This is a genomic window from uncultured Methylobacterium sp., from assembly GCF_964244095.1.
Lineage (GTDB): Bacteria > Pseudomonadota > Alphaproteobacteria > Rhizobiales > Beijerinckiaceae > Methylobacterium.
Map to the genome: position 1 here is coordinate 20,094 of NZ_CAXTHR010000013.1, position 26,633 is coordinate 46,726.

Below are 26,633 nucleotides of genomic sequence, written 5' to 3' on the forward strand. Positions count from 1 at the left end.
GGCGGCGCCATGCTCGTCCGGGACATCGGCACGAACGACTTCGCCGGCCTCGTCCTCGGCATCGCCACGGCGGGCTCGGGCGTGGCGGCCTGGGCTGGGCCGGGGCCGGTCGCGACCTGCATCCTCGCCCTCGCGCTGGCCTTCGTGGCCGTCCGGATCGTCTGGCAGGATCTCGTCGACTTCACGATCCCCGACGCGGCCACCCTCGCGCTGGCGCTCATCGGGGTAACGGCGCGGATCGGCGAGGGCGCGCGCCTCGGCGAGCCGGTCGGCGCGAGCCTCGGGTTCGCGCTCCTCGACGCCGCGATCTGCGGCGGCGCGCTGCTGGCGCTCCGCGAGGGCTACTACCGGTGCCGCGGGCACGACGGCATCGGCCTCGGCGACGTGAAGCTCGCGGCCGCCGGCGGCCTGCTGCTCGGCACCGTCGGGCTCTCCTGGGCGATCCTCGGTGCGAGCTTGGCCGGGCTTGGCGTCGTCGTCGCCGTGCGGGCATGGCCGTCGGCCCGGCGCGCCGTGCCGGTGACCGACCGGATCGCGTTCGGCGCCGTCCTCGCCCCGGCCCTGTGGGCGACGTGGTTCGTCGGGCAGGTCCCGCCGGGCGCGCTGGGGCGGTTCTAGATGTCGACCTTCGCCTACATGGCCCTCGATGCCGGGGGCAGGATGCTCAAGGGGACGATGGAGGCCGAGGCGAGCGGCGAGGTCCTGGCCCACCTCGACCGGGTCGGCTGCACGCCGATCTCGGTCAAGGCGCAGGCCGGCGGCGCGCGCCCCGCCGGCCGGTCCCTGCGCGACTGGCTGACGCCGGACCCGCGGCCGGAGGACATCACCGGCCTGACCCTCGACCTCGCCATGCTGCTCAAGGGCGGCGTCGCGCTGACCGAGGCGTTGCAGATCCTCTCCCAGATGGAGGGCCGGAGCTGGCTGGTGCGGGTGCTGCGCGACCTCCATACCGCGCTCAGCCACGGCAAGAGCCTGTCCCAGGCGATCGGCCAGCATCCGAAGCTGTTCCCGCCCATCTACGTGAAGATGGTCGAGGTCGCCGAGACCTCGGGGCGGCTTGAGGAGGCGCTGAGCGGGCTCGCGGTCGAGCGCCAGCGCGGCGAGCGCCTGCGCAGGCGCTTCGTCTCGGCGATCGCCTATCCGTGCTTCCTCGTGGTCGCGGCCTTCGCGGTGCTGTTCTTCATCCTGATCTACCTGATCCCGAAGTTCGAGGTCGCGCTGCAGGGGTTCCGCGACAAGATCGATCCGTCGGCGCTGGTGGTGTTCGAGATGTCGGGCTTCCTCAACCGCAACCTCGACCTCGTCGTGCTGGCGCTCGCCGGTCTGCTCGGCGGCGCGGTCCTGCTCAACCGGGTCGGGCGCGAGCGCGGGCTGTGGCTGGCCCTGCTGGCGCGCCTGCCGTTCAGCCGCGCCGTGCTCGCCAACGAACTCACCGTGACCTTCTGCCGGACGCTGGCGATCCTCGTGCGCAACCGCGTCGACATCTCCACGGCCCTGCGCCTGATCCGCGGCGTCGTGCGCCTGCCGGGCGCGCGCCCCGAGATCGACCGGGTCATCGCCGACGTGCGCCAGGGCCAGCGCCTGTCCGAGACCCTGTCGCGCGGAAAACTCTTTCCGCGGCACGTGGTGCAGATGCTCCGCGTCGGCGAGGAATCCGGCGACCTCGCCGACAGTGCGAGCCGCGTGGCGGTGTTCTATGAAGCGAAGCTCGACACGGCGCTCGGCCGGGTCATCGCGGTGGTCGGCCCGGCGGTCATGGTCCTGGTAAGCGTCCTGATCGCGTGGCTGATCATCTCCGTGATGACCGCGCTCATGAGCATCAACGACCTTCTGGTCTGAGGTTTCGTCCCGATGATCGTCTCCCCGCGTTCCCGCTGCCCTCGTTCCGCCGGACGGCGGCCCGCGCGTGATGCGCAGGGCGGCTTCACCCTCGTCGAACTGCTCGTCGTGCTGGTGATCCTCGGCCTCGTGATGGGGCTGGCCGGGCCGCGCGTGCTCGGCTACCTGTCGAGTTCGCGTGAGAAGGCGGCCAAGCTGCAGATCGAGTCGTTCGCCTCCGCCCTCGACCTGTTCTACCTCGACAACGGGCGCTACCCCTCGACGAGCGAGGGGCTGCAATCCCTGGTGCAGCGCCCGCCCGCCTCCGAGAGCTGGAGCGGGCCCTACCTGAAGCAGGGCAGCGTGCCCGCCGACCCGTGGGGGCACCCCTACGAATACCGCACCCCGGGCAAGACCGCGCCCTACGCGATCCTCTCCCTCGGGGCGGACGGCGTGAAGGGCGGGAACGGGATGATCGGCAAGGAATGAGCCCCGGGATCAACCGGCCTGACGCATCGCGGCGCGACGGCGGCGGCTCGGCCGGCTTCACGCTGGTCGAGGCGCTGGCCGCCTTCGCCATCGTCGCGGTGCTGGCCCTGGTGGTCCAGCGCGGCGTCGTGCAGTCGCGCCTCGGGCTGGCGGCGGTGGAGGACCGGCTCGCGGCCGAGCGCGTCGCGCGCTCGCTGCTGGCCGAACCGGTGCGCGCAGGGGACGTCGGCAACGGCGGGCGCACCGGGACCCTGGACGGCTACCGCTACGCGATCCGGCTGGCGGCCCTGGCGCTTCCGCTTCCCCAGCCCGAGCGCGGCACCGAGGGCGCGTGCCCGCCCTCAGTCGGCCCGTGCGATCCGCCGGGCGATGCCGCCGATCCGGCGCGGCGCGTGCGCTGGCAGACGTTGCGGCAGGATATCGAGGTCGTCACCCGCCGCGGCACCGTGGTGACGGTGGAGACGATCCGGCTCGGACAGATCCCCTCGGCCGATGCGCCGGCGCGGTAGGACGCCCGCGGCCGTGTCCGGCCATCCGCGGGAAGGCCGACGCGGCGCGTCGGCCGTGGTCTTCCCGCCGCGGCCGCGATACGCCGGTCCGGGCAGGACGTGGTCGGTGTGATGGTCGTCGAGAAATTCCTGACGCGCTTCGCGAAGGCGGTGCGCGGCGTGCCGGAAGGCCCGGCCGCCAAGCCCGGTCCCGTGCCGCCGGCACCGGACGCGCCGCCGGCGGACGGGCCTGCCAGGGACGGCGCGACGACGTGGCGTCAGGTCCTCGACCCGGACTGGGCCGAGAAGCGCCGCATCCTCGACTGGAAGGGCATCCCGCCCGTCCACGACTACGTCGCCCGCCTGATGACCGGCCGCTCGATGGCCGAGCGCGGATCGTGGCTCGACTGGACTCTCGACCGCCACCTCGCCCCCCTGCGGCAGCGGCTCGGACGCGATCTCAGCCTCGCCTCATTCGGGTGCGGGCCCGGCGGGATCGAGGAGGCGATCCTGCGCGACGGCCGCTGGCCGCTGGCGAAGATCACGCTCTACGAGTACGACGCCGCCCTGCTGCAGGACGCCGAGCGCAAGATCGCGCCGTTCCCGCTCGAATCCGAGTTCCTCGCCTTCGACTTCGACCGTCCGCCGCCGGTCGACCGCAGCTTCGACGTGGTGTTCTTCTGTCACGCCCTGCACCATTGCACCGACCTGGAGCGGTTCCTTCCCTTCCTCAACCGGATCGTGGCGCCGCACGGGCTGATCCTCGGCCTCGACTATTTCGGGCCGCCGCGCCTGCAGATGGACCGCGACGCACGCCGCCTCGCCGACGAGATCTTCGCCTGCCTGCCGCCGCACCTGCGGCTGAACCTGAGGGAGGAGCCGGCGGGCCGGGTCGACGAGCGCCTGACGCTGCCCACGATCCCCGCGGTGGCCGGCTACGATCCGAGCGAGGCCCCGCGCAGCGCCGACCTCCGCTCGATGCTGTTCTCGGCCTTCGACGTCGTCGAGGTGCTGCCGATGGGCGGCACGCTGCTGCGCAACCTGCTCGCCGACCGCGCCGGCAATTTCCGCAGCGAAGGCGACATGGCGATCCTCAACCTCACGATGATGATCGAGCGCCTCGCGATCGAGACGCGCCTCGTCGCCTCGGACGACCTCTATTTCGTGGTGAAGCCGACCGATCGGATCTGAGCCGCCGCGCCGTCGTGCGGCGGCCCTCACCGCTCCCAGGCGGTGACGAAGTACGGCGCGTCCCGCGTCGGGGCGCGGGTCAGCGTCACGGCGACGCTGCGGCGCGCCGCGGCGGCGGTGGCGACCGCCACGCGGACCCGGAACGACAGGCCGCGGTTCGTCGTCAGCAGCATCTGCTGCTTCGGCAGGAGCACCTTGATCCGGTCGGCGACCGTCGCGCTCGGTGCGGTGCGCAGGGCCGCGACCTGCGCGACGAGGCTCGGGGTCATCTCGGGCAACGCCATGAGAACCGCGGCCGACGCCTCCAGCGCGTTCACCCGGCCCTGGACGTTGTCGACGGTCAGCAGCGGCGCGAGGGCGGCGGCGTCCTTCTCCGAGACGCCCGGCAGCCAGCGGATCTCGGACACGGTGCGGAAGCCGTCCTTGCCCTGCCCGACCGGCTTGGCCGCGAGGTCGATCTTGGCCGGATCGGCGTCCTTGGCCGGCTTGTCCGCGTAGCGGTCGCGCCACTGCACGACGCGGGCGGCGAAGTCGTCCGGCTTCAGGCCGGTCAGGCCCGCGACGCGGTAGGCGCCGGCGAGCAGCACGGGATCGGACCAGTTCAGGTCGATCCGTCCGGATTCGTCGGCGGCCGTCAGGGTGATCGATCCGCTGTCGAGGTCGATCCGCTGTTCGCGGATGCGGGCCGGCGGCAGCCTCAGGTCGAAGAGTTCGTAGGCCGCCACGTCGAGGCCGGCGCGGATCAGGGCGTCGAGCGTCAGGTCGTCGGCCGTGCCGCGGACCCCGTTGAGCGCGGATCGCACCAGGAGTGCCGTCCCGCCGGTGAGGCTCAGGAGCAGCACCATGATGCCGAGTACGGCGACGAGGATGAAGCCCTCCCGCGGGCCGCTGCGCATCTCAGCGGACCCCGCGCGCGGCCACGTCGCCCGCCGGCCCGGCGCCGGGCTCGCCCTCGCCTTCCACCGAGCGCGCGTCGATGCGGCTGCAGAACGCCTTCCGCGGCGCGGCGCAGCCGGCCTCGGCCTCGATCCGGAGCGGCACGCGCAGGCTCGACAGGATGTCGCCGCTCGCCGGATCGGTGAAGGCGACGCGGACCGCGACGGGCAGGGCCTCGCCCGCGGGCCACGCGTCGAGCAGCACCTCCGGTCCCCCTGCGCCGACGGCGCCGACATAGGCGAAGCGCACGAGCGCCGGCCCCGCGTAGAGCCTGTCCGGCGGCCCGAAATCGAGGGCGCCCTCGCCCGGATCGAGCGGCGACAGGGCCGCCTCGGCCCGCAGCACCACGCCGCCCGCCTGCGTCTCCGTGCTCTGGAGCAGGATGGCCATCGGCCGGGACAGGCGATCCCCCTCGGGCCGGTCGAGGGAGAACAGCACCCGGTCGGGCAGACCGACGAAGACGAAGCCGCGGGGGCCGGGGCCGGCCCAGCGGGCGCGGGCGGCCGATCCGAGCTCGCGCGCGATGGCGGCGAGGCCGTGGCCGGCGACATCCATGCGCTCGGTCCGCTGCGCGGTCAGGTCGGCCTGCCGCGACATCAGCCCGAGCAGCGACCCGACGGCGACCAGGATCACCGCGCCGATCGCCATCGTCGCCAGCGCCTCGACGAGCAGGAAGCCGGCGGCCGGCCCGCGCGCGGACGCATCGCGGCGGCGCCGGGCGGGCACGTCACTCGTCATGACGGGCGCCCCGGTCGATCTCGATCGCGGCGGTGAGGGGATTCACCCGGACGGCCAGGAGGCCGGATCGATCTGCCCGCATCAGGAAAATCTCGCCGCCCGACGCGCTGCCGTCCGGCATGAAGCGGATGCCGTCGAGCACCGCGCCGGAGACGCGCAGGAACAGGCTCGCCGGGATGGCGACCGCGCCGTTGGCGGCGGTGGAGAGAACGCGGCCGCCGGCGAGGTCGACGACGCTCGTCACCGGGCGCCCGCTCCGCACCGCCGCGTCGCGATCGGCGCGCAGGATCGCCGCGATCTCGAACGCCTTGATGCGCAGGCTCGTCGCGCCCCCCGTGAACGACACCCGCGGCAGCGCCAGGGCGGCCGTGAGGCTGATGATGGCCAGCACCAGGGTCATCTCGATCAGCGTGAACCCGGACCGGCGAGACGCGCGGCGGGTGGCGTTCGCGGTTTTCATGACGCCTCCGAACACCCGTCGCGTACGCGGACACCCCGATCGGCCGCGACCCTTGGGTCCCGCGCGTTGGGTCCCGCGCGTTGGGTCCCGAGCCTTGGGTCCCGAGCGCGTCGAATTCGAGGCGGCGCGCCGCCGCCGCCGCATCAGAGCCAGTGCTCCGCCGAATCCCGCTCTAGGTCCAGGGCGATCGTGTCCACGAGCCGCGGGGCGTCCTCGGCCTGCGCGGCCACGGCGCGCCGGGGCACGTCGCCCGAGCGCCAGCGTTCCGCGTGTCCCGTCACCAGCGCGCACAGGCCCGGCAGGTCCGCCGCCGTCTCGACGGGAAGGGCGCGATGCGCCGCGATGTCCGAGGCGACCACCGGCAGGCCCATGGCGAGCGCTGGCGCGATCCCGCATCCGGGACCCTGCCAGGGCTGCGTCGTCACGTAGAGATCGCTCGCCGCGCACAACGCCGCCAGGTCGGCGCCGCCGAGCTCGCCGAGCATCGTGAGGTCGGGGGGGGCGATGTCGGCGCGGTAGTCCGGACGGCCGCGGTCGGCGGCGACGAAGACGACGCGGCCGGCAAGCGCCGGGTTCGTGAAGGGATACTCGCCGGCGAGGTCGAGATAGTCGTCGAACCCGTTGCAGGGCCGCTCCGCCGCGCCCATGCGGCAGAGGTTCAGCACGACGAACCGGTCCGTGAAGCCGAGGTCCCGGCGCAGGGCCGGGCGGCGCGCCGCCCAGGCCTCGGACCACGCCTCCGGCGGAACCTGCGGCTCGCGCAGGAGGATCGCCTCCTGCCCGAACAGGGCGTCGCGTGCCGTCGGCGACGTCGCGAAGACGCGCTTGGCCGCGGCGGCGCAGAACCGCTTCTCGAGGATCGCGTCCTCGCGCGCCTCCCGATCGGGAAACAGCCCCGGCGGCGGATCGCCGTGATCGACGAGGTACACCAGCGGCCGGCGCCCGAAATGGCGCGACACCGAGAAGAACGGCGCCGTATGCGCGACGACGGCATCGACGCCTTCGCGCGTCGCGAAGACCGCCGCGGCCTCCGCGTCATCGAGACCGGCCCGCCGGCAACCCGGATAGGTCGCGTCGCGCGCGCCTTCGGGTCCGCCGACGACGACCTCCCAGCCGCGGGCCCGGAACGCGGCGGCCTGCGCCGCGACCGTTCCGGCGATGCCGGCGCCCGCCTCGTGGACGCCGCTCAGGATAAGAATCCGCCGGTTCCCCCCGGTGGGACGCCGCCAGGGCGGGATCGTCCGCGGCGGCTCCGCGAGGGCGCCGATCCGCGCCAGGGAGAGGTTCGGATTGTAGGACGGATCGTCCCGGATCAGCCCGGCATGGCGGCGGCGGACCAGGATCGCTTCGCGGGCGTTGCGGGCGCGCCGGCCGCGCCCGTCCTCCGCGCCGCGCGACAGCGACTCGTGGTGATGGAGCAGCGGTTCGGCGACGTAGAGGTTGCGATATCCGGCCTCGATCGCGGCGCAGCAGAGGTCTACGTCGTTGAAATCGATGCGCAGGAGCGGGTCGAACCCGCCCAACTCCTCGAACAGCGTGCGGCGGATCGCGAGGCAGGCCCCCGTCACCGCGCTCATCTCGCGGGTGGCGTCGAGCGCGCCCGCGGTCGCGACGGGGAGTTCGACGAGGGCATGCGCGCCGACGCCGTCGACGCCCAGCACCACGCCGCCGTGCTGGACCGTGTCGTCCGGATAGAGCAGTTGCGCCCCGACCGCGCCGACCTCCGGCTGCCGGGCATGGGCGACGAGCGTGCCGAGCCAGTCCGCCTGCCGGACCGTCGTGTCGTTGTTGAGGAACACCAGGATCTCGGCCTCGGCGCCGGCGGCGCCGTCGTTGCAGATCCGGGCGAAGTTGAACGCGCCCGGCGCGGCGAGGACGGCGACCCGCGGGTCGCGGACCGCCTGCGCGAGGTAGCCCGCGGTCTCGGCCTCCACCGAGCCGTTGTCGACGATCACGATGCCGTAGCGGTCGCAAGGGTAGTCGGTCCGCGTCAGGATGCTGTCGATGCAGGCCTTCAGGATCGCGTGGCGGTCGCGCGTCGGGATGACGATCCGGACGGTGGGCGGCGGCCCGGACGGGATGTCCGGGTGCGGCGGGACGGTCCGGCGCGGGTCGGGCACGGGCTGGTTGGTGCGCGGCGCCGGCGCCCGCCCGTCGTCGGGCAGGTGATAGAGCACCAGGGGGATGCGCAGCACGCGCGCGGGGTCGAGCCCGAGCAGCAGGTCCGCCCAGGCCCGCCGCGGGTCGGCGCACGCCGCGAGGGCGAGCGCCAGACTCTCGCGCGTCCGCCGCCCGATCCGCAGCGCGATCACCGGGCCGGCATAGGGCACGCGCTGCATGAAGCGCGGCGACATCGCCGGCTTGAACACGGGCGCGCGGCGCGTGCCCGCCCCGTCGATCCGATCGTGGTCGCAATAGGCCGCGTCGGGCTTCGCCTGCGACAGGGCCTGCACGTGCGACAGGGCCAGCGCGAAGGCGTGGAGCGCGTGCGGCCGCAGCCGGCAGACCTCCGCGCCGAGCAGCACGATGCCGCCGTCGGCGCAGTCCGCGAGGATGCCGGCCGGGTCCTCGGTGCAGGCGATCCGCGGCTCGTTCGCGAGGCGCGCGACGCACGCCGCCCAGTCGGCGGCGCCGACATCCGGGCCGCGCAGGAAGCGGGCGCGCCACGTCGCGCCGACCTGCCGCGCCAGCGCCTCCACGAGCGCGTCGATCCGCGCCGCCGTGCGCGCATCGACGACGTGGATGCAGAGCATGGATGACGGCGCCGGCCCGGCATCCGCGGCGATCCGTTCCAGGTCCGGCGCGGTCAGGTCGTCGTGGACGGCCAGCCACCGCCCGTATCGCGACAGGCCCGTCGGGCTGTGTCCGCGGCGGAGGCCGAGCCTGAGATAATGCTCGATCGGGCTCGGAAAGGTCTTCCGGTAATCGGGGTGCCGGAGGGCGTAGTGCTCGGAATCGAAGCCGGGGCCGGGATCGCGCAACTCCACCGCCCCGTAATCGAGATAGTGGGCCAGCGCCGCGTGTTCCGACCGCGCGACGTCGGGATAGGCTGCGCGATACCAAGCCTCGTCGAACAGGCCGCTGGCGCGCAGGAGATAGGCGAGCAGACCCGGATCGTCGCGCAGCCAGGGCGGCCGTCCCTCCTCCGCCTCGCCCTCCGCGAGCGCCCGAAGGAACGGCGGCAGCGGCCCGTCGCCCGCCTCCGGAACCGCGGCGAGGTAGCGGCGCGTGTCGAAGTTCGGTCCCGGATCGCGGCGCTCGTGGACGCCGTGCTCGCAGAAATGCGCCAGCGGGCCGAGGGGGAAACCCGCGATGTCCGGGTACGTCTGCCGATACCACGCCGCATCGAACAGCTTCGACGCCAGGACGCGTTGCGGCAGCTCGATCGCGGCCGGGGGGACTTGCCGCGTACGGCTCTTCCGGAACAACCTCATCCCGCCGGATGCCGACGCGGTTCGGCGACCTGCCCGCGACCGTGCCCGGTGGGCGGGCAGGCACGACGGGACGTCGGGCGCCCCCATCCCGCAACGTACCGAGGACGGTTCCGCGAAGGAACGTCCGGAACCTCCGAGCACGAATTCAGAAGCATGACCGCGCCCGAGCCCTCTCTTCCCACGTCGGCATCCGGCTGGCCGTTCGCACGGGCCCGACGCCCATCTGTGATCGAAACCGGCGCGCAGGCAAGACCGGCCGGCCACGACCCCGGGCGCCGTCGCGCGGCGCGGCGGCGGGCCCTCCGAGGCGTCGTGGACCGCGCCGGCCCTTCGCCGCATTGACCGAAGCAGGCGTCAGGGGCCACAGGGGCGCATGCAGACCTATCTCCGCGTGGCGGCGTGGCTCGTCGTGACGATCCTCGTCGTCGTCACGCTTTCGCCGATCGGCCTGCGCCCGTCCGTGGCGCCGGCCAATGTCGAACGGGCCTGCGCCTATGGCGGCCTCGGCCTGCTGTTCGCGCTCGCCTATCCGCGCCGCTGGCTCGTGGTCCTCGTCGGCGTCGTCGCGCTCGCGGGCACCCTCGAACTCGGGCAGGTGCTGACGCAGACCCGCCACGGGCGCCTCGCCGACTTCGTGGTCAAGGCGGGTGCCGCGGCCTGCGGCGCCCTCCTCGCCGTCACGCTGACCACGATCGCCGCCCGCCGGACGCGGCCCTGAACCAAGCAGACTTTCATGGCTTCGCCCACGAAAGCCTGCCGACATCGCCTTGTCGTCGCATCCTTCCCCTCCGCAAACCACGCCTCACCGAGCGGAACGATGCTTGGCCCGCCGCAATGCCGCCGCCCTTGCACGCGGTCGGCCCCACGGGTACAGCACGCCACCCGATCGAACGCGACCGGCGCTCGCACCGCGCGACGCCGGATAGCGTCGGGTTCGGAGGGGTGGCCGAGTGGTTGAAGGCGCACGCCTGGAAAGTGTGTATACCGGAAACGGTATCGCGGGTTCGAATCCCGCTCCCTCCGCCAGCCTTGGCTAGCAAGCTTCCTCTGGTCTTGCGAAGACACCCACCTGACGCCGTGTACGTGGCCTTGGCGTCCGAACTGCACTCCCCCAAAAGTAGGGCCGTCACCCTCTCTCCTTCTCCCAATTCTCCGTGCAACCGAACTTGGCTGATTCCGTTCGGTCGCGCGAACGCCCCTCTGCCCCTCTAGAGCTTGGTCGTTGCCGACGTCGCGTTTTGCATTCCGGTCGCCTGACTCTGCCGAGAAGCACCACTCACAAGCCTCGTCCCGCTCCGAGTAAGCGCATGGCGCTCGAGAAGGTCGGCGACGTGTTAACGACGCCCCAGCACTTGCGGCCGCGGACGTGGGTATCTCGATGGGCGGCGGAAGGGACGTGGACCTGGAGACGGCCGATGCCGCCTCCCTGCACGGCCCGCCGTTTCTCACCCGGCCTCTGAACTGAACCACTGAACCGGGGCGAGTACGAATCTATAGGGCCTCAGTTTCTAGCGACTTTCCGCCTTGGCTTTCCCGTAGGTTTAGCATCACCGTCCCGGCAGATAATCAATGCCGACCAAACTGATAAGTTAAACTAACTCAAGGAAGTCGCTTTGATCGCCCTGACGTTGAACGCGAAGGCATGGGTGCTTCCTGAGTGTTGCGGCGTTCAGCTGCAGCTTGAACGGAAAGATGGCTGGGTGTCTGACTAGCTGCGAAAGTGACATGCCGCGTCCTTGGCTCAGGATGACACCGTGCACCAATAGCTCCGCGATCTCTTCGGAGACCCGGATCGGATTGCGAGTGACGACCAGCGATCCCTTCTCCAAGCCAGGCTTCAGCACACCCCACTGAGCCATGGATTTGAGCACATGCTGGATTGTGCGCTCCAACGTAGAGCGGTCGCCCCATGATTCCGTCATACGGCGCTTGATTTGCGATCTGTTGGCTTGACCATGCAGTGCGAGAAGCTTTCCGACATGCGTGGCAACATCGAAAAAGAAAGGATGCGTAGCCACGACCATGGCCCAATGAACAGCCACACGGTTCTCGCCATTTGCTGCAGAGAGGCACTTGAGAGCACGGTCTCGCAACGGTTGGACCTGCTCCGGCACCATTAGCCAGATACGGATCAGGACCGTAAGTGTTTTTCCACGGCCACTGTTGTTGGTGTTGCCCGGAACGAGGTCTTCGAGAAAGTCCCACAGGACCTTCCGTGTCTCTGTTGGAAGCTCGCCTCTGGAGACCCGGGCGGCGGCAATATCGAGCCACTCGATGTGGATCGTTCGATCGAAGCCGATCGTGGTCTTTCTTCCAGTGCTCATGCCGACCTCGCCACCGTCACGAAGGGCACGATGGCTTCCTCAATGCATATTCCGCCATGCGCCACCGTTCTTTTTCCTTCACCAATGAAGGCGCGCAGCGGTGGGGCTATCAAGGCGAGATAGTCATCGGGTAACCCGATGCTCTGCCACTCCAGAGTTCCCGGATATTTCGCCGAGGTATTGGATCGCAGCAGGGCGTCTCGGAACACATGGACCCTCTCTCCGCGCTCGTCGGCTGTCGCGCCAACGTTGGGCTTTCCTATGCCGATCCCCTCTACGTTTCCATGATCGGCGGTGACAACAACTTCAAAGTCGCGATCAAGCAAGGCGTCCATGAGGCGCCAAAGCGAACCCCTCTTGGCCCAGTGACGGACCCCGGCATGCATGCCATCGGTGCCTGTGACAATGCCGTGCAGCATCTGATCGATTGTCCCGACCACGATGCCTGCGATCCTGCAGCGCGGCTCGTCGAGCTTCCCGCTAACCCTAGCGATGAAGGCGTCGTCGTCTTCCAGGGTGCCCTGACAGGCATAGACGGCGCCGCCTTTCCGGAGACCGCGATCTTCCCAGAAGCGAGACCAGTGCTGCTCTTCCTTACGCGTCGTGTCGAGGCTCTGCCCAAAAAAGAACGGAGGGTCGCCCGCAAAGATCGATTGGCGCGACACCGACGTCAGTGTCGGCACCCAGGCGAAGGCACCGAATTCCTCGGTCACCCATTTCCGATGCGGCATTTCCTGACGGACAACCGCCCACTGGTCCATGGCCAGACCGTCGATGATAACAACGGCCAACTTCGCCGCGCTTCCCTCCGCTGTAAGCCGATGGGCCATATACTTTGGGATCTGATGAACCATGACCGGGCGAGGCAGGTACGAGAGGCTGTGCAAAGAGGCGTAGTGTGCGACCATCCACGCGTAGAAGCTCTGCTCAATCCCTTGGTGTGCGGCGCTGAAGCGATCCTTATCCTCGGACGCCACGTCTCCCTGCAGGGACCAACGTAACGCAACAATCTCGGCCCACCGAGTCGCCGCCTGAACCCACTCATAATGATCGCTGCTCGGCGATGGGCTGTTTGAGTGCAATAGGTCCAGGAGCCTTCGGAAGCGCGTTGCTTGGTCGGCGGACTGGGATCCCGCCACGCCGACGGCCATCCACGTTCCTTCGACAAGCGATCGAGAAACGCTGCTCGTCGGGGTTAGCAAACCGTCCGTGAACAGATTATCGACGTAGACCCGCACATCGTCGTGGTCGAAGGGAAGATGCTTTGGACCTGAGAACTGCAGACCGTAGGGTTCGGGCTCCTCGCGCAGGCCATCTGCCTGCGAGCCCAAATGACCCTGAACGAAGATCGGCCATCTCTCTTGCAGAAACTCCAGAAAGCTCGCACGGCTAGGGAGAATCTGATCGAGCGGCCAATCGTGCCATCGCCCGGTGGATCGCAGCAGATGGATCAACCGCTGATCCAGTGACTTGGGAACTATCTGGCCGCTGTAGTGGCGCCGCAGAAGGGCGCGGAGCAGGTCTGCATCGCTTTGGATTTGTGCGGGATCGAGGCGAAACACGTTTCGCAGAAGAAAGTCCCGTGTCGCGTTCTCGCCCATAGGCTCTGGTTTGAAAAGCTGCTGGGCGGCAGACACGACATCGAGCTCACCCCGATCGATTCCGGAAAGGACATGAGGGGCGAGCGACGGGAAAAGCTCAGCGAGGCTGAACGAAAGCAACCGCCGGTCACGCTCCGCCTGCTGAAGCAGGTCAAAGGGGAGGCCACTGATATCCGAACGCGCCGCTCGCAGCACGACGACCAGATTTGTGTCGCTGCCGTTGTCCCAAACTTCGCGGAAACGTCCCTCATAGGCGTATCGAAATGCGACGTGGTCCTCGAATGGGACGATCTCGAATCCGCGCTGGCGGATACCGTCAACGATGCCCTGTTCCGTCAGCAGCTCGTCTGGGTCCGCCACGACGGTCAGACGCGCGACACTGGCGATGTCGCGGCTGAACTGCGCCAGAATGGGCTCGCGCCATGTGCCGCTGAGCAACGAGGTGCTCATCCGCTTGCTCCGATCGGCGCCACGCGAACCATGAGGACGGCGGCGAGATCAGGGAGCGCGGCTTCCCGCGCCGCAAGCTCTCGGGTCCATGCCTGCTCTTCGTCTTCTAAAATCCGAAGACGATGCGCCCGGACCTGGGGCAGCCCGAGCCGCTCGATGGCACGTCGGCGCGATGAAAAGGCGTGCGTGCCCTTCTTGCGCTCACGCATGATGCTCATCTGATGAGCGGCGGCCAGCTCCTCAAACACCGTGGCACCCTGCGCTTCGGCAGCCTCGCGGCTGGCATCGAACGCATCCACCGCGGTAGAACCTGAAATCTCCTCACCCGCTTGGCTCAGACCGTTGGGTAGGTCGATCAACCGTTCCCAGACTGTGCGAGCTGTCGGCCCAAATACGCGGCCGTCCTCCGCCAGGAAAAGAGCAAGAAATCGCTGCTCCCGTCCACCAGCCGTGTGCAAGCTGATCCGCCACAATGACCAGAACCCGCTTGTCTTGTCCGAAACGTCGGGGACCTGGATAGTGGGTATCGGTTGGCCGGGCGCGAAGACGGGCAAGCTGTTCGTGAGCCCCCGGACTCTCTCGTCTTCGAGCGAAATCAGCCTTGCGCCTGGCCGATCGGCTTCATCTCGGCTGAACACGGCCGCTAAGCAGGTTTCGCCATTAGGCCAGCGAAGGTCGTAGCCGACAGCGGCCGCCTTAATGGATGCGCCCGTTGATTCCTGACTGCGCAAATAGCCGAAGGTCATCCGCTCGGTCCAATATGGCATTTGATGGTTGGCAATCTTCTGCGCCGCAGCAGGGTCCAACCGCTCGGTTGCGCTGAGCAGTCTAGAACCGGCTCGGGCTTCCTCCGCTCGCCGGCGTATCTCGTCCGCGACACCGGCTGCTCGCTGTTCTGCATCTTTGGGCGCGATCATCGCTTGCGCAAACAGAGCCTCGAAAGGCACGCCGCCGTCCTCGGAATCGAGCACATCGGCCAGCTTATCGACGCCAAACTCCTCAAGAATTCTTGCGAGCTTCTCTTCCAGCACCTCGCGGACGCGAAGCTCAACCGTATCCGCGAGTGCGAAGTTGATGGCCCGCACGATGTGCTTCTGCCCGATACGATCGACCCGGCCGATCCGCTGCTCGATCTTCATCGGGTTCCACGGAAGGTCGTAGTTCACGATCACGTGGCAAAATTGGAGGTTCAGGCCCTCGCCGCCGGCATCGGTGGAGATGAGGATCTGCGCGTCGGTCGCAAAGCGGCGCTGCGCTTGCCGCCGTTCCTCCAAATCCATCGCTCCATTAAGCGATACGACGGTAAAGCCGCGACGCCCAAGAAAATCAGATAGCATTTCTTGGGTGGGTACGAACTCCGTGAAGATCAGCACCTTAAGGCTTGGGTCGTTTTCCTCGCGTTGCTGGTGTTGAATGCGTTCGAGCAGCGCTTCAGCCTTGACGTCCGGACCGCTGGCTTCACACCGGCGCGCGGCCGACAAGAGAAGCTCTACCTCCTTGCGCTCGTCCTTGAGACCCTTCAGGCGCGTCTTCAGGATGGTGTCGAGCTGCTGCTGACCATCTAGCGCGGACCAATCCTCCCCCACATCCTCGGGGAATAGCGAAAGCTGGCCCTGGGGCAAATCGAGCACCGCCAGTCTTCGTTCCAGGGATGTACGGATCGCAGCGATGCTGGATGTGATCAGCCGTTGCATGAGGATCATCAGGAAGCCAACGGCGGTCTGCTTTTCCTTGATGGCGCGATTGTAGCCGTCACGGACATACTCGGTCACAGCGTCATAGAGTGCGCGCTGCTCAGCGTGCGCCGCTCCCCATGCGATCGGCACGAGCTGCGTGAAGCGCGGCTTGAAGAGCGGGTTCCCTTCGGCGTCGATCGCACGGCGCTTCTCGGTACGGATGACGAAGGGGGCGACCGCTTCGCGCGAAATCGCGTCGTCGCCAGGGAGAGCATCGGCGTCGAGAAACCCGATCAGCCTGCGAAAGGCGTCCGACTTCCCCTGGTGCGGAGTCGCCGAAAGCATCAGTAGGTAGGGCGCCGCCTGCGAAAGGGCATCACCCAGCTTGAAGCGGGCGACCTGCTCGGTGCTGCCGCCAATGCGATGCGCCTCGTCGATGATGATCAGGTCCCATCCTGCCGAGACCAAGTCTTCGAACCGTTCGCGATTGTAGCGGGCGAGCTGTTCCTGGCTCCAGCCGCGGCGGGAGTCGATCGGTTTCACCGAGTCGAGCGGACAGATGACCTGTTGGTGCATGCGCCACAGGTTCTCGTTCTCGTCGATGGCGCCCGCCTGACGGAGCGCGCTGAGGCTGCCGGGAAGGATGAGCCGGAAGTCCTCATTGAAGTGAGTCTTCATTTCGGATTGCCACTGCAGCACCAGTCCCGCAGGAGCGACGACAAGGATTCTCTGCACGAGCCCGCGAATCTTCAGCTCGCGCAGGATCAGACCAGCTTCGATCGTCTTGCCGAGACCGACCTCGTCCGCCAGTAGATAACGGATGCGGTCTCCGGCGATGGCGCGCTGCAGGGCGAGCAGCTGGTGGGGCAGCGGGATGACCGTGCCTTCCAGCGGGGCGACCAACGCGTCCCGCTCCAGAGAGTCGGCAATACGCGCGGCGGCGCTGATATAGGAAAGGCGGTCGAGGAGGTGAGACTCGCCCGCTTTCAGCGGGGCAAGACGCTTCTGCAGCACCCGGACGGCAGTCCCGCGGCGCGGCAGCAAGACCAGGCAGGTCGCTTGTCCCCACAGCGTGTCGGTATCGACGACGCGGCAGGGTTCATCATGATCGATGCTGTGCCACCACTCGCCCGCCTGCATGCGTCACCTCACGCATCACCGAGACGCATGCTCGCGACGTCGTAGTACATCAACAGCTTCTCGTCCTCCTGGAGGACGTTCTCCGGCAGCTTCGCCGCGACGCTGACAATGGTCTTGTAGTCCTGCCCCTCATAGGCGGTCTTAAAGCCGGCGCGCACCGCTTCGGTGCGGAACAGCTTCAGCTTGCGTTCCTTGGCGTGCTTGTAGGTTTCGAACTCCGTCAGCAGCGCCTTCTCGCGCAGCTTGTCCAAATCACCCTGCTTTCCTGGATCGGGCACATACCAGCGATCCGCCGCCTTGGCGGTCAGTACCGGATCATCCTTGGCAATATTACGAAGTTCTTTGAAGTTCGTGGACAGGTACGAGTGTATCTGGCTCGGGACCGGTCCATTGCCGTCGTAAAAAATGCAGTTTTGCCGCAGGATTTCCTTGAGCTCAACCGTCTGCTCGTGCTTCGCCCAGTTCTGGATTTCGCGCATGAACGTGGGCTGGAGGTCCTGGAAGCTGCGCGGCTTGTCCTGAAGCTCTCGTCGCACCCACTGAATGGCGCTCGCCTCATCGATGACGAAGAGGCTCAGCTGGCGTAGCTCGGCGGCCGTGTTACGTTTGCGGTCGTACTCGACGACCTGCGTCGGCAGGAAGTACATGCCGTCACGCTCGGGATAGCGCTGGTTCAGGCCACCCAGAAACTCCGCGGTCGAAAGCGGCACCGAGAGTTGGCGCTGCACATGGAAGGCCACCATCCGGTCATGGAGCACCTGTGCCGTGCGTTCAGCAATCACATCGGCGACGCCGTCAACGCTGGAGAAAATGGGGACGTGGCCGAGATGCTCGGTCACGAAGGCCCAACCGTTCTCTGGCGACGACGTCCGTAGCGCAAAGCGCTCAGCCAAAGCCTCGGTTGGCTTGTAAGCTGAGATCACGAGGTCCTGCTTGACCGCGGAGCTCGTAACTTGCCGGTATGAGCCTTGCTGCTTGTCGAGCGTCCTGACGTCCGCGACAACGAATCCAGCAGTCCCGAGCGCTTCCTGTATCGCCCGCCAAACGGCATTTGCCGAATTGCTGAAGACGACCGTCATCCAGCGGCCAGGCTTAAGGACGCGGGTATATTCCTCAAAGCAAGCGCGCATTAGAGCTTGGTACTCTACAATGTTCTTTCCTTTGAACGAGTCGATGATTGCTTCAGCACTCGCGTTCGTTAAAACTCGATGCCACGACTCGACCAGAAAATTTAGATCAGCGTAAAATATGTTGGACCCAAACGGTGGGTCCGTAAAAATGTAGTCTACCGAATCACTCGGAATGGCAAGCGTGCTGGCAGTACCAGTGCTCGTCATTGCGTTTGCCCGTGTAGCGCCCTGTTGAACGAATGCGGTGGTGATCCTCTTGGCTTTGTTCCGATAGGCGGTGAATGGTGATGCCTCACTTATCATCGAAGAAACGTAGTAGACACCACTTAGCGGATTATACGGAAAGCTTACCTCGGGCCGATACCTGTTTTGAATCGAGAGATTTAGAATATGACTATCGACCCAAAATCGGAGAATTAACCTAAGAGATGGATCCTCGAAGTCTCGCGCCTTACCCCAAAATAGCGCGAGAGTGTGTGCGATGCGCGGCAAGAAGAGATGATGCACATATGTGAACCCCTTGGGCGCGATTCGCGATCCGTGGTACATCTCCTCGATTGGGAACGGGACGATGGGCAAATCTGCCGGCACGGGAAGCGCAGCAATTTGCTCAAGTAATTCTAGATCCCCTAAGGTAGGTGCCTTCTCGTAGGCTACTCTTCCAACACTGTAGTTTATGAATGCCGGACGAAGACGAATCTTTTGCCAGTGCTGGTTCGTAGCTGGGTCCAGAGCGGATTCGAAGACGCGATCCAGCGTGTCTTTCGTCAATTCCGCCGAACAGAGGGGGCAAAGAAAGTTTGCGCGGACTTTCTTGGTTACGGGTTCGAGAGCTTCTTTGACGAAACTTACTTCGCCGCCGCAATGTGGGCAGCTGAATATCTCACTCCATACGGTGAAATTGATAGCTCCCTTCGATTTTCCGTCGGTGTGAAGGGTCTCGTGCATCCAGCCGACCTCTTTCTGAACCTCGGCAAGAATGTGCTCCGCCCCCTTTGAGAACGCTCTGACGTCGAAGGGCAGCGTGTAGTTCGCAGCGATGAAGGTGGCCGCCGCCCCAAGGTCGCTCAGGATCGCTCGACGAGCGCCCCATTTCGGCTTCGGCAGCCCCTGTTTCAACCACCCCGCCTCGAGCTGTTTGCGATACGCCGCAGGCGCCGAACCGCACCACTGGGCGGCGACGCCCGTCATGCCCGAGCCTGCGAACCCATCGAGCACGATGTCGCCCGGCTCCGTGTAGTGGAGGATCGAGGGGACGATCGCGAGATGCGGCACCTTCGTGTGGTAGCCATGCGCCTTGTAGAGCGCATCAGTCTTGCCGACGCTCGTGTCGATTGCGAAGGGGTCCCGCTCATAGCGCTCCTTCGGATCGTAAGGCTTGCCGTACACGCGCACGAAGTCGGCCAGGAAGGGATTGGGACATGCGGTGTACCAAGGAGCGTCGGACATCCGGACGATGTCCTCGTCAGTCCCTTTGGGGAATCCCGGGGTCTTGCGGAACTCGGAATCGGCCAGCTTCTCCCGCAGCCGATCCGTGAAATAGGCCCGGCGCGCGTCCTCGCTGTCGAATGTCATTCCGAGACATTCGACCCTGCTCTTCTCCAGAGCCTGCTGCTCAACTGACTTGTCGACCAAGCGGAGTTGCCCCGCTCCCTCGATGAAGAGATCACCAGATTTTTTGGATCGCCGGTTCATGAGATTTCACTCCAATGCTGCGCGATCACAAACCGGTCACCGGATCGCTCTACGAGCGCCTGGACTACCAAACGATGAGTGATTGTTTCGAGAGATTTGGAGTCCTTACCAATCACGTTGGACAAGTCCTGCAGACTTACCCCTCCGGTTTTTCGTGCCAGATCGACGATCGCGACCTCGACTGGGGTGAGCTTGATGCCTCTTCGAAGCCACTTCTCGTCGTAGTCGGTTGCGATCGGCCGCCAGTCCAATTGCAGCTCGAATGTGTTTGTGCCTCGATCGGAGGATATCGCAGGCGAAGAACGATGGGCTCCTCGCCAGGCAGCGCTGAGCGTGCGTAGCCCGGAACCCGCAATTTCGGCAAATCCCAGGAGGCGGAGAGCCCTGGCAATCAGAGGATTTCGCGCTTGATGGGCTCCACCTTCTTCAAGCCTTTCCACGGCCACCAACGAGTGGCCTGCGTTTGACAAGACGGCGTAGTCCGGCCGGAGAATGATTCGCGAGCACGTCCTTTGGTCCGCATAATCCTGATGAATGAACATGTTCATCAAGGCCTCGCGGATTGCCAAATAATCTGGTGATCCGTCGGTCCGACTCATGCCATCCAGCGTCAAATCGCCGTGGCGAAGATGCCTTGCAAGAAACTCCAAAGTTTGGCGAAGTGCACCGAACATATTTCCCCGATCTATGAGGAGTCTGTCGTCCCAGCGTTTAGTAGGGTCCGAAATGACCTGAAGATCCATTATGTCGCGTCGAAGTTCTTCGCGTGTCGCCACTTCGGTCCCGAAGAGCAACAAGATTTGGCGCCGTTCATGAGCATCGATGGATGTTCGGCCATCAAGAAGCTGCCCGCAGACGAACTCGGTATGTGGCGGCTCAGCTTCCGGTTTGAGGCGAGTTACGAACCAGCTTATCGTGTCCGAATTCAAGAGATCCCAGGGGATCAGGCCCTCACCCCTGGCACCTGTTTCTTCAATGAGGCGCCGCCGCTCCCCCCACTCCTGTGCAAGGTGGCGGCCATCGCGAAGCTTGACCTGCTCGCTCGAACGCTGCGTGCCACCACAGAGGGCAGCGATTTCCCCGGCACGCTCAGGTGGCCCCGGCGCTTCGTCTCCTTCCACGGTCTTATACCAGCACCCTCGAGCCGCTACCTTGTCGAGGAAGAGCAAACGCGTGTTAGCCCGCTGCTGAACAAGCTCCCAAACTAGGATAGGTGGCAGCTTCAGGACTGTAGCGCCAACCGCGACGTATGGAACTCCGGGATCGTCCAGGGCTCCAGCCAGCTCTATCTCATCAGGTGTTGGATCTGCGGACTCGCCCATTAGAAGGAGCCTACGGCCCCGGATGATGCGCTGAATCAACTGCTGCTCTTCAACGATGAATAGCGGCAACGATAAAAGGCCTTTTACGCCATCAACGGCATTGACGAGCTGAACGTCCGGCTTGCGATCATCAAATATGGCCTGAGCCTGAGGGCCGGTCATCGCTTGGAGCTGATGACCGAGATCGTTCCTCCGGCCCAGCAACGTCTCCAAGGCAGCGTAGGTGACTCCGGATACTTGCCCTTTCTTTGGCCGGAAGCCTGACTGCAAGTACGTAGCCCCGGGATGCGCAACCTCGACGTTGGCCACTTGCTGGGCCGATGAGAGAAAGTGCCCGAACGATAGGTTTCCATCGAGGGCCGAGATAGTCAGTTCAGCCCCTCCGTCTCTGGCAGCAAACGAGGACAATGCTACCGCACAGATGTATCGGGCCAACACTTCTGCAGCTCGCAAGCATGCATCCAACCGTTCCGCTGGAGAGCGCGCTCGCAGTACCCGGCCGCATGCGATTGCAACTGGTTGTGGATAAATCAGAGAAGCCCTTTTCAGGGCTGAAGAAACTGGAACTGTGCTCCCTGCAGGCATGATACGTTCTTACTCGATTACAATTCGGATCTTGGAAACATCCTTACCTTTAACAAGGCTTGCGACATAACCGTCGAAGCGCTCTCTCAAATCGCCAATAGTGCATGGTAGCCCACCATCGGAGATCGCGGCCTGCAACGCGGCCCTACCCAGCGTCACCTTTTGCAATCCGCTCAACACGTCCTGCAGGGCCTTGACGAAGGCGGGACTCACCGGATCCGGAAGCTGTTTGTTCTTCAGGAAGCCGTGCAGCTCCCGCTTGCCGACAGGATCGCTGACAAGCTCAATGTTGCCCGACACGGTCGGATCTTCGAGATTGGTGCGCAGTGTGTCTGTCCATCCGCGCACGATAGCGTCCAGCGTCTCGTCGAGGTCAGCGAGGGTCTTCTTTGCGGCTGCGCTACCAGCCGGCTCCTCTGCCGGTCGAAAACCGCAATGCGGACAGAGAGGGTCGCTCTCCAGGTCTGGGCGCCCAAGCTGGAAACAGGGTTTCAGCGCAAACAGCTTGTTCTCGAAATCGCGCAGCTGAGACGTCGGCATCATTTCGACGTTGGCGATCTTCTGGATCTGGGCGAGACGTGAATCCTTGGCAAGGGTCGCCTTGCGCTTGTCGTCGTTCGCGCCAAGGCGGGCGCGCTCGTGCGCGGCCAGATAGGCGTCTTGATACTTGGTCTTCAGATCGCCCAGCGTCTGGGTCAGAAGCCGCTTGAAATCGGCTTCCGAGCGTTGCTTGGGGCTTGCGATCCTGGCCATAAGATCGGCACGTGCGGTTCGGACGGCGTCCTGCCACGAATGGCTGACGTCGAGCAGCGCCTCCGCCTTGCCGAGATATGACGTCAGCGGGTTGGTCTGCTGGAGCACTGTGCCGAGCTTATCGACTTCGCGGGAGAGGTCGATCACCGGTTTCTGGCCGAGCACCGCCGCGGAGTCGTGTGGGAAGTTCTTGAGCTTGCCGGAGGTGTTGAACGGCTGGAGCGATTCCAGGAACCCCTTCAGACTGCCGAGTCGGTCTTTCCAGTCCTTCTGCTCCTGGTCGGAGAGAATGGGGCGGCCCCAGAAGATCAGGTCGGGAATGCGCGCTTGAGCGGCGACGACCTTGCCGAGAAGCTCGCCGGCGCGCTGCTGAACCTTGACCACGCCCTCATCACGGTTCGCAGGATTGACGATAAGCCCCTTTGGCACGTCGAGAAGATCGCACAGATCCTGGAGCGGCCCGAGCGGCAGATCGCGCGGGCGATCGATGTGCTTGAACTCCGTGACCTCAGCGATTCCAATTTTTACGAATTGATCGATGCCGGCCGCATCCACTTTCTTGCCGGCGAGGCTGAGTACGATGTCGCCGCTGTGAACCAGCGCGGCCAGCACCACGCTCAAAAACTCAGGCTCGATGCGAAACATCGTCCAGTAGTCAACGCCGGCTTCGGACGCGAGCAGCTCGGATCGATTGAGGACCTGTCCCTGGCCCTTCTGGCTCAAGGCATCGAGCACGTGCTTGGCGTAGCGAGAGTTGCGCGGCTTGAGTGTCTCGCCGTCCAACAATTCCAGAGCATCGAGAATTGCTGTGCCTTGCTTGCTCTTCACGCCGCCAGCGATCCACCGCAATGCTTCCTGCGCGGCCTGGTCGCGATTCTGCCGTGTGACCAGAACGCTGAAGATCGGATATTCCGGGCTTCGATCGGCGAAGTGGGGCGCCAAGAGCGCCGAGCCCGCCGTGTTGACGTAATCTTTCACCGTGGCGTTGGGCGGGAGCTTGCCGCGCACCACTTCCTGCAGCGTCTTCGAACGCCCCTGATGCACGACCTCAGCCGCCGTCGGCATATGTTCGCGGAGCCAAGATGTCAGGGTGCGGAGATGGTCCCCGGCCTTGTCCTCGTAGATCTTCTTGTTGCTGCCAGAAGCGGCGGCGGCCTGTTCACGCGCGCCGGCATAGAGGCGTAACGCCCGATCAAACGTGTCGTCGCGATCCTTTAGCTTAAAGAAGACCTCGTCGGCCTTCTTCTCGTCTTTGAAATAGGGCGTGTCGAACGGCTGCAGGAAATAGAGATAGAAATCGCGCGCGGGCTGCGCGGTCGATCGCTCGTTCGGGGCGCCGAAGAACAGGTACCCGCTTCGGCCGGCGCGCCGTTCCCGCCACTCGATCTCGTGTTCCCAAATGCGATAGCCGGTGACATAAGGCGCAGCATCCGGGTCTTCGAGGACCACGCGCCGCAGCGCATCGAAGTAGTAGCGATCCAGCTGGGCATCGCTGAGAGTCTCGGCTCGCTTCTCGATGAGAGACTCGAAATCGATATCCTTCTTTAGGTCGAGGAAGTACTGGCCGTTTTCCTTGTTGAAGCTGAGGAATTGACCGCTCACCGTCCGCAGCAGCTCCTTCAGCACTGTCTCGACGAGCGTGCGGAGGAAGCCGGCGTCCTTTTCGGGAACGGGCAGCATCAGGCAGAGATCATCTCTCAGCTCCTCCGCCGTTGCTCCAATCGGCGCGTAGATGTCGGACGTTGTCAGCCGGTGCACAGACAGCGCGTGCACGATCCGGATCGCCGCAGGTTTGTACTGCGGGCGGGTAAAGGCTTGCTGGACGCGCGCATCGAGGACGCCACTGCGATCGATGACCTCCTTGATGGCCGGATCGGATCGAAATGACGGATTGTCCCGCAACACACTCCAGTAAGAATCGTAGCCAATGAGTCCGGTATCGTTTGCCGGGACTTCGAGATCGATGATGCGGCGAATTGCGGCGCTGAGCGTCTTAAGCACCTCGCGCTTTTCGGCCACGTATACGCGTTCGAACGTGTCGAGATAGGCTGGGTGAACGGGGAAGAGACGGACGAATTCCTCCATTCTTTCGTTCATCGAGCCGTAGAGCGGCGCGAACTGCTTTAGGTGTTCACGGATAAACCCCTGCTGCTTGGCGTCCTTCTTCAGAATTCGTTCGGCCACGACAAAGGCGACATCGTCACGAGCAATGCGGACCTGCTCGAACCGATCCTTCACGCGCCGGAGCGTGTCGGCGACGAACTGAAAGCGCGGATTGTCGAACAGACTTTCTTGCACGCCTGCGATGAACCGGAAGCGAGAGCCTTTGCAGACCTCACCAAGCTCCCGGAGGAAGGAAAGATCGAGGCTTAGGGCTTGGTCCGCGCGAGAGCGCAGATAGTCGAGAAGTTCGTCGAGAACGAGGATTAGACCGCGATCGGGGTGCTTAGCCTGAAACGCGGCCATCATCTCCTGGAAAGCAGACTTGTTCTCGTGGCGATCGTCGGTGGACGGGAAATCGTAGGTGACTCCGAGCCGCGCCAGTCCATCCTCCAGCACCGAACACACAATGTCCCGCAGGGACATTGTGGTGGAACCGATCTCGGCACGGATCACGCGGAAACAGCCGGCGACCTCTGCGGCCTTTTCCGCGACCTTTGGATTCGTCATCCGCGAAACGAGATCGGCATGCTCGGCGATTGCCGAGATGACGGCCATAAGGTGCGACTTTCCCGTACCGTAATTGCCGACGACGAGAATGCCCTTGTTGTCGGCTGGCTTGCTGAACTGCAGCTGCGGAAACACGAGCTCGCCGAGCAGATCGGCCATTCGGTCGGAGATGACAAATGTTTCGACCAGACGACGGGCGTCTGCCGCAGTGTCGGCTTCCCGGAGCTGGACGACCGTTTCAATTGGCTCGAACTGAATGAGGTCTGAATATTTCATTTCGTCTCCTCCCCAGGCGATCCAATAGCGGGCTGATCGGCTTCGCCGGCCCTGACAATCACCGCTTGGGGCGCCGGATATCGGCGAGCTTCTGGATGGCCGGGCTCCGCGTATGTCAGAGCGACACCATCAAAGTTTCCCGGCCATGCCGCAACGATCGTCCGGTTCCGGGAGATTGATTGAAGCAGCTTGAGAGGATCCTGCGCTAGCTCTGTGGCGAAGAGCAGCTCGATATTGTCCAGCAAAACGACCTTGGAATTCTCATCCCTCACGGTGTCGTCAACAATGCCCGCGACTCGGACAGCACGCTGCCGATGCGTCAGCTCGAGGAGCTTCTCCGACAAACAGAGATTGACATTAACCCTTGGCCACTTGTGCTGCGCTGCCAGCTCTGTGAGGGCGGCGGTCTTGCCGGCGCGTGCCGGCCCTACTGCCAAGATCAACTTGTAATACGCGTCCTGCGTCTTGGGCAGGACGTCCTGGATCTGAGTCGAAAGCGAAGTGGCCACGTCAGATCCTCCCTTCATCATGGGAGGCTTCCTTCTGCTGCTCGATCCAGCGGTCGATATCGACGCGCTTGAACCGCCACTGCCCTCGCACCTTGAAGGCCGGTAGCTGGCTCTTTTGAGCCATGGTGTAAACGGTCTTGTCGGCGACCTTCAGCAATTGGGCCACCTCCGGCAGCGTTAGAATTTCGTCCGGCATGACACCGGTCCCTCCTGGAAAGGATGGCAAAGAGTGCCAGAAGTTGCCAGAGTATGCCAGAGGAAGCGCTGAAGATGGGTTGTCACTAACCTGAGAGGCGCTCGCGTTGCGTCGACCATGCGACGGAATGAGGGCGTAGCGGGGCGCCATAGTATCCGACGACGCCTTACGTGCTCCTGCACAGCTTGGCTAACGCCTTCATGACCGAGACCGCCCTCGATGCGGCTACTCGGCGAGTTCGCTCAAGGAGCGGATCTATGCGCTCGGCTCCCAGAACGGGTGCGACCGTTGTGGGAGCCTTCATATACCAGGAGATGCCGTCGCGAAACGTTGTTGACTTTATCCAATTTCAAAGCTGATGACTCCCCGCTGTTCGCTCCACGATAGCGAAACCGATCCGATCACCTTCTCCAGCGTGAGCCCTTGCGGCAGCCGACCGTCGAGCACCGCCTGCAAGATATCTGGGGCCAGAGTGGTCAGAGCGAGCACCCGAACTACGAAGCTGTCGGTCAACCTCTCTCGCTCCGCGATCTCGATGATCGAGTGCGCTCGGCCCTCCTCGATATCACGTCGCCAACGCCACGCGCGAACGATCGCCCTCAGGAGCACGGCATCTACTTCCGGCTCGGTCGGACGCGTTTGCGGCCCCATCGCACACTCGGGCAGGACAATGATCTTACGTCCGCCGCGGCGCACAGTCCGGAACGGCACTCGGACCGTGACAACGTCGGGAGCGCTCATGCTGCGATCTC

19 protein-coding genes, 1 tRNA gene and 1 pseudogene are annotated in these 26,633 nt (G+C 65.1%); 8 read left to right on the forward strand and 13 right to left on the reverse strand.

The annotated features are described in order from the left end of the window. Positions 1 to 9: 9 nt before the first annotated feature. The 5 genes from ACFE86_RS03860 (at position 10) to ACFE86_RS03880 (ending at position 3,986) form a co-directional block, all read left to right on the forward strand. Entirely contained in the window at positions 10 to 618 is a 609-nt protein-coding gene (locus ACFE86_RS03860) for a prepilin peptidase (protein WP_375454015.1), read from the forward strand. After that, positions 619 to 1,839: a type II secretion system F family protein gene (locus ACFE86_RS03865; protein ID WP_375454016.1), complete on the forward strand. Its 1,221-nt coding sequence runs from the start codon at positions 619 to 621 to the stop codon at positions 1,837 to 1,839. 12 nt (positions 1,840 to 1,851) lie between these two features. Next, on the forward strand, positions 1,852 to 2,307 hold the full coding sequence (gene gspG / locus ACFE86_RS03870; RefSeq protein ID WP_375454017.1) for a type II secretion system major pseudopilin GspG: 456 nt from the start codon (positions 1,852 to 1,854) through the stop codon (positions 2,305 to 2,307). Next, the gene (locus ACFE86_RS03875) at positions 2,304 to 2,816 is read left to right on the forward strand and encodes a prepilin-type N-terminal cleavage/methylation domain-containing protein (RefSeq protein ID WP_375454018.1); all 513 of its coding nucleotides are present in this window, start codon (positions 2,304 to 2,306) and stop codon (positions 2,814 to 2,816) included. Before gspG ends, ACFE86_RS03875 begins: the two co-directional genes overlap by 4 nt. 111 nt (positions 2,817 to 2,927) lie before the next feature. Next, positions 2,928 to 3,986, forward strand: a complete 1,059-nt coding sequence (locus ACFE86_RS03880) for a class I SAM-dependent methyltransferase (RefSeq protein ID WP_375454019.1) — start codon at positions 2,928 to 2,930, stop codon at positions 3,984 to 3,986. A gap of 26 nt (positions 3,987 to 4,012) precedes the next feature. Here ACFE86_RS03880 and ACFE86_RS03885 read toward each other — a convergent pair whose 3' ends face one another. From ACFE86_RS03885 to ACFE86_RS03900, 4 genes are all read right to left on the reverse strand, one after another. After that, positions 4,013 to 4,882, reverse strand: a complete 870-nt coding sequence (locus ACFE86_RS03885; RefSeq protein ID WP_375454020.1) for a general secretion pathway protein GspK — start codon at positions 4,880 to 4,882, stop codon at positions 4,013 to 4,015. Between the two features lies 1 nt (position 4,883). Further along, positions 4,884 to 5,660 carry a type II secretion system protein J gene (locus ACFE86_RS03890; protein WP_375454021.1) on the reverse strand — a complete coding sequence of 259 codons (777 nt, stop codon included), beginning with the start codon at positions 5,658 to 5,660 and terminating at the stop codon, positions 4,884 to 4,886. Further along, positions 5,650 to 6,120 carry a GspH/FimT family pseudopilin gene (locus ACFE86_RS03895; protein ID WP_375454022.1) on the reverse strand — a complete coding sequence of 157 codons (471 nt, stop codon included), beginning with the start codon at positions 6,118 to 6,120 and terminating at the stop codon, positions 5,650 to 5,652. The genes ACFE86_RS03890 and ACFE86_RS03895 overlap by 11 nt, the downstream gene beginning before the upstream one ends. Before the next feature lie 143 nt (positions 6,121 to 6,263). Then, positions 6,264 to 9,548 carry a glycosyltransferase gene (locus ACFE86_RS03900; protein WP_375454023.1) on the reverse strand — a complete coding sequence of 1,095 codons (3,285 nt, stop codon included), beginning with the start codon at positions 9,546 to 9,548 and terminating at the stop codon, positions 6,264 to 6,266. 379 nt (positions 9,549 to 9,927) lie between these two features. Here ACFE86_RS03900 and ACFE86_RS03905 point away from each other — a divergent pair, with 379 nt between their 5' ends. The 3 genes and pseudogenes from ACFE86_RS03905 to ACFE86_RS03915 all read left to right on the forward strand — a co-directional run. Next, complete coding sequence (locus ACFE86_RS03905; protein ID WP_375454024.1) at positions 9,928 to 10,272, forward strand: hypothetical protein; 345 nt, start codon at positions 9,928 to 9,930, stop codon at positions 10,270 to 10,272. A gap of 218 nt (positions 10,273 to 10,490) precedes the next feature. Then, positions 10,491 to 10,580 (forward strand) — tRNA-Ser (locus ACFE86_RS03910). Between the two features lie 307 nt (positions 10,581 to 10,887). Beyond that, positions 10,888 to 10,989: pseudogene (locus ACFE86_RS03915) on the forward strand (haloacid dehalogenase); the annotation flags it as partial. A gap of 154 nt (positions 10,990 to 11,143) precedes the next feature. Here the strand turns inward: ACFE86_RS03915 and ACFE86_RS03920 are convergent. The 9 genes from ACFE86_RS03920 to ACFE86_RS03960 all read right to left on the reverse strand — a co-directional run. Further along, complete coding sequence (locus tag ACFE86_RS03920; protein ID WP_375454025.1) at positions 11,144 to 11,878, reverse strand: hypothetical protein; 735 nt, start codon at positions 11,876 to 11,878, stop codon at positions 11,144 to 11,146. Then, positions 11,875 to 13,929, reverse strand: coding sequence for a BREX-3 system phosphatase PglZ (pglZ, locus tag ACFE86_RS03925; protein ID WP_375454026.1), 2,055 nt, complete (start codon positions 13,927 to 13,929; stop codon positions 11,875 to 11,877). Before pglZ ends, ACFE86_RS03920 begins: the two co-directional genes overlap by 4 nt. Beyond that, positions 13,926 to 16,745 carry a DEAD/DEAH box helicase gene (locus ACFE86_RS03930; protein WP_375454027.1) on the reverse strand — a complete coding sequence of 940 codons (2,820 nt, stop codon included), beginning with the start codon at positions 16,743 to 16,745 and terminating at the stop codon, positions 13,926 to 13,928. The genes pglZ and ACFE86_RS03930 overlap by 4 nt, the downstream gene beginning before the upstream one ends. Positions 16,746 to 16,753: 8 nt before the next feature. Continuing rightward, positions 16,754 to 19,570 (reverse strand): DNA methyltransferase, encoded by a 2,817-nt coding sequence (locus tag ACFE86_RS03935; protein ID WP_375454028.1) that lies wholly within the window; start codon positions 19,568 to 19,570, stop codon positions 16,754 to 16,756. Continuing rightward, on the reverse strand, positions 19,567 to 21,201 hold the full coding sequence (locus ACFE86_RS03940; protein WP_375454029.1) for an ATP-binding protein: 1,635 nt from the start codon (positions 21,199 to 21,201) through the stop codon (positions 19,567 to 19,569). Before ACFE86_RS03940 ends, ACFE86_RS03935 begins: the two co-directional genes overlap by 4 nt. 285 nt (positions 21,202 to 21,486) lie before the next feature. Continuing rightward, positions 21,487 to 25,176, reverse strand: a complete 3,690-nt coding sequence (locus tag ACFE86_RS03945) for a DUF6079 family protein (protein ID WP_375454030.1) — start codon at positions 25,174 to 25,176, stop codon at positions 21,487 to 21,489. Next, positions 25,173 to 25,685 carry a BREX-3 system P-loop-containing protein BrxF gene (gene brxF, locus ACFE86_RS03950; protein WP_375454031.1) on the reverse strand — a complete coding sequence of 171 codons (513 nt, stop codon included), beginning with the start codon at positions 25,683 to 25,685 and terminating at the stop codon, positions 25,173 to 25,175. Before brxF ends, ACFE86_RS03945 begins: the two co-directional genes overlap by 4 nt. 1 nt (position 25,686) lies before the next feature. Beyond that, positions 25,687 to 25,881, reverse strand: coding sequence for a helix-turn-helix domain-containing protein (locus ACFE86_RS03955; protein ID WP_375454032.1), 195 nt, complete (start codon positions 25,879 to 25,881; stop codon positions 25,687 to 25,689). A gap of 339 nt (positions 25,882 to 26,220) precedes the next feature. Next, the coding region (locus ACFE86_RS03960; RefSeq protein WP_375454033.1) for a hypothetical protein at positions 26,221 to 26,633 on the reverse strand (413 nt) is incomplete at its 5' end.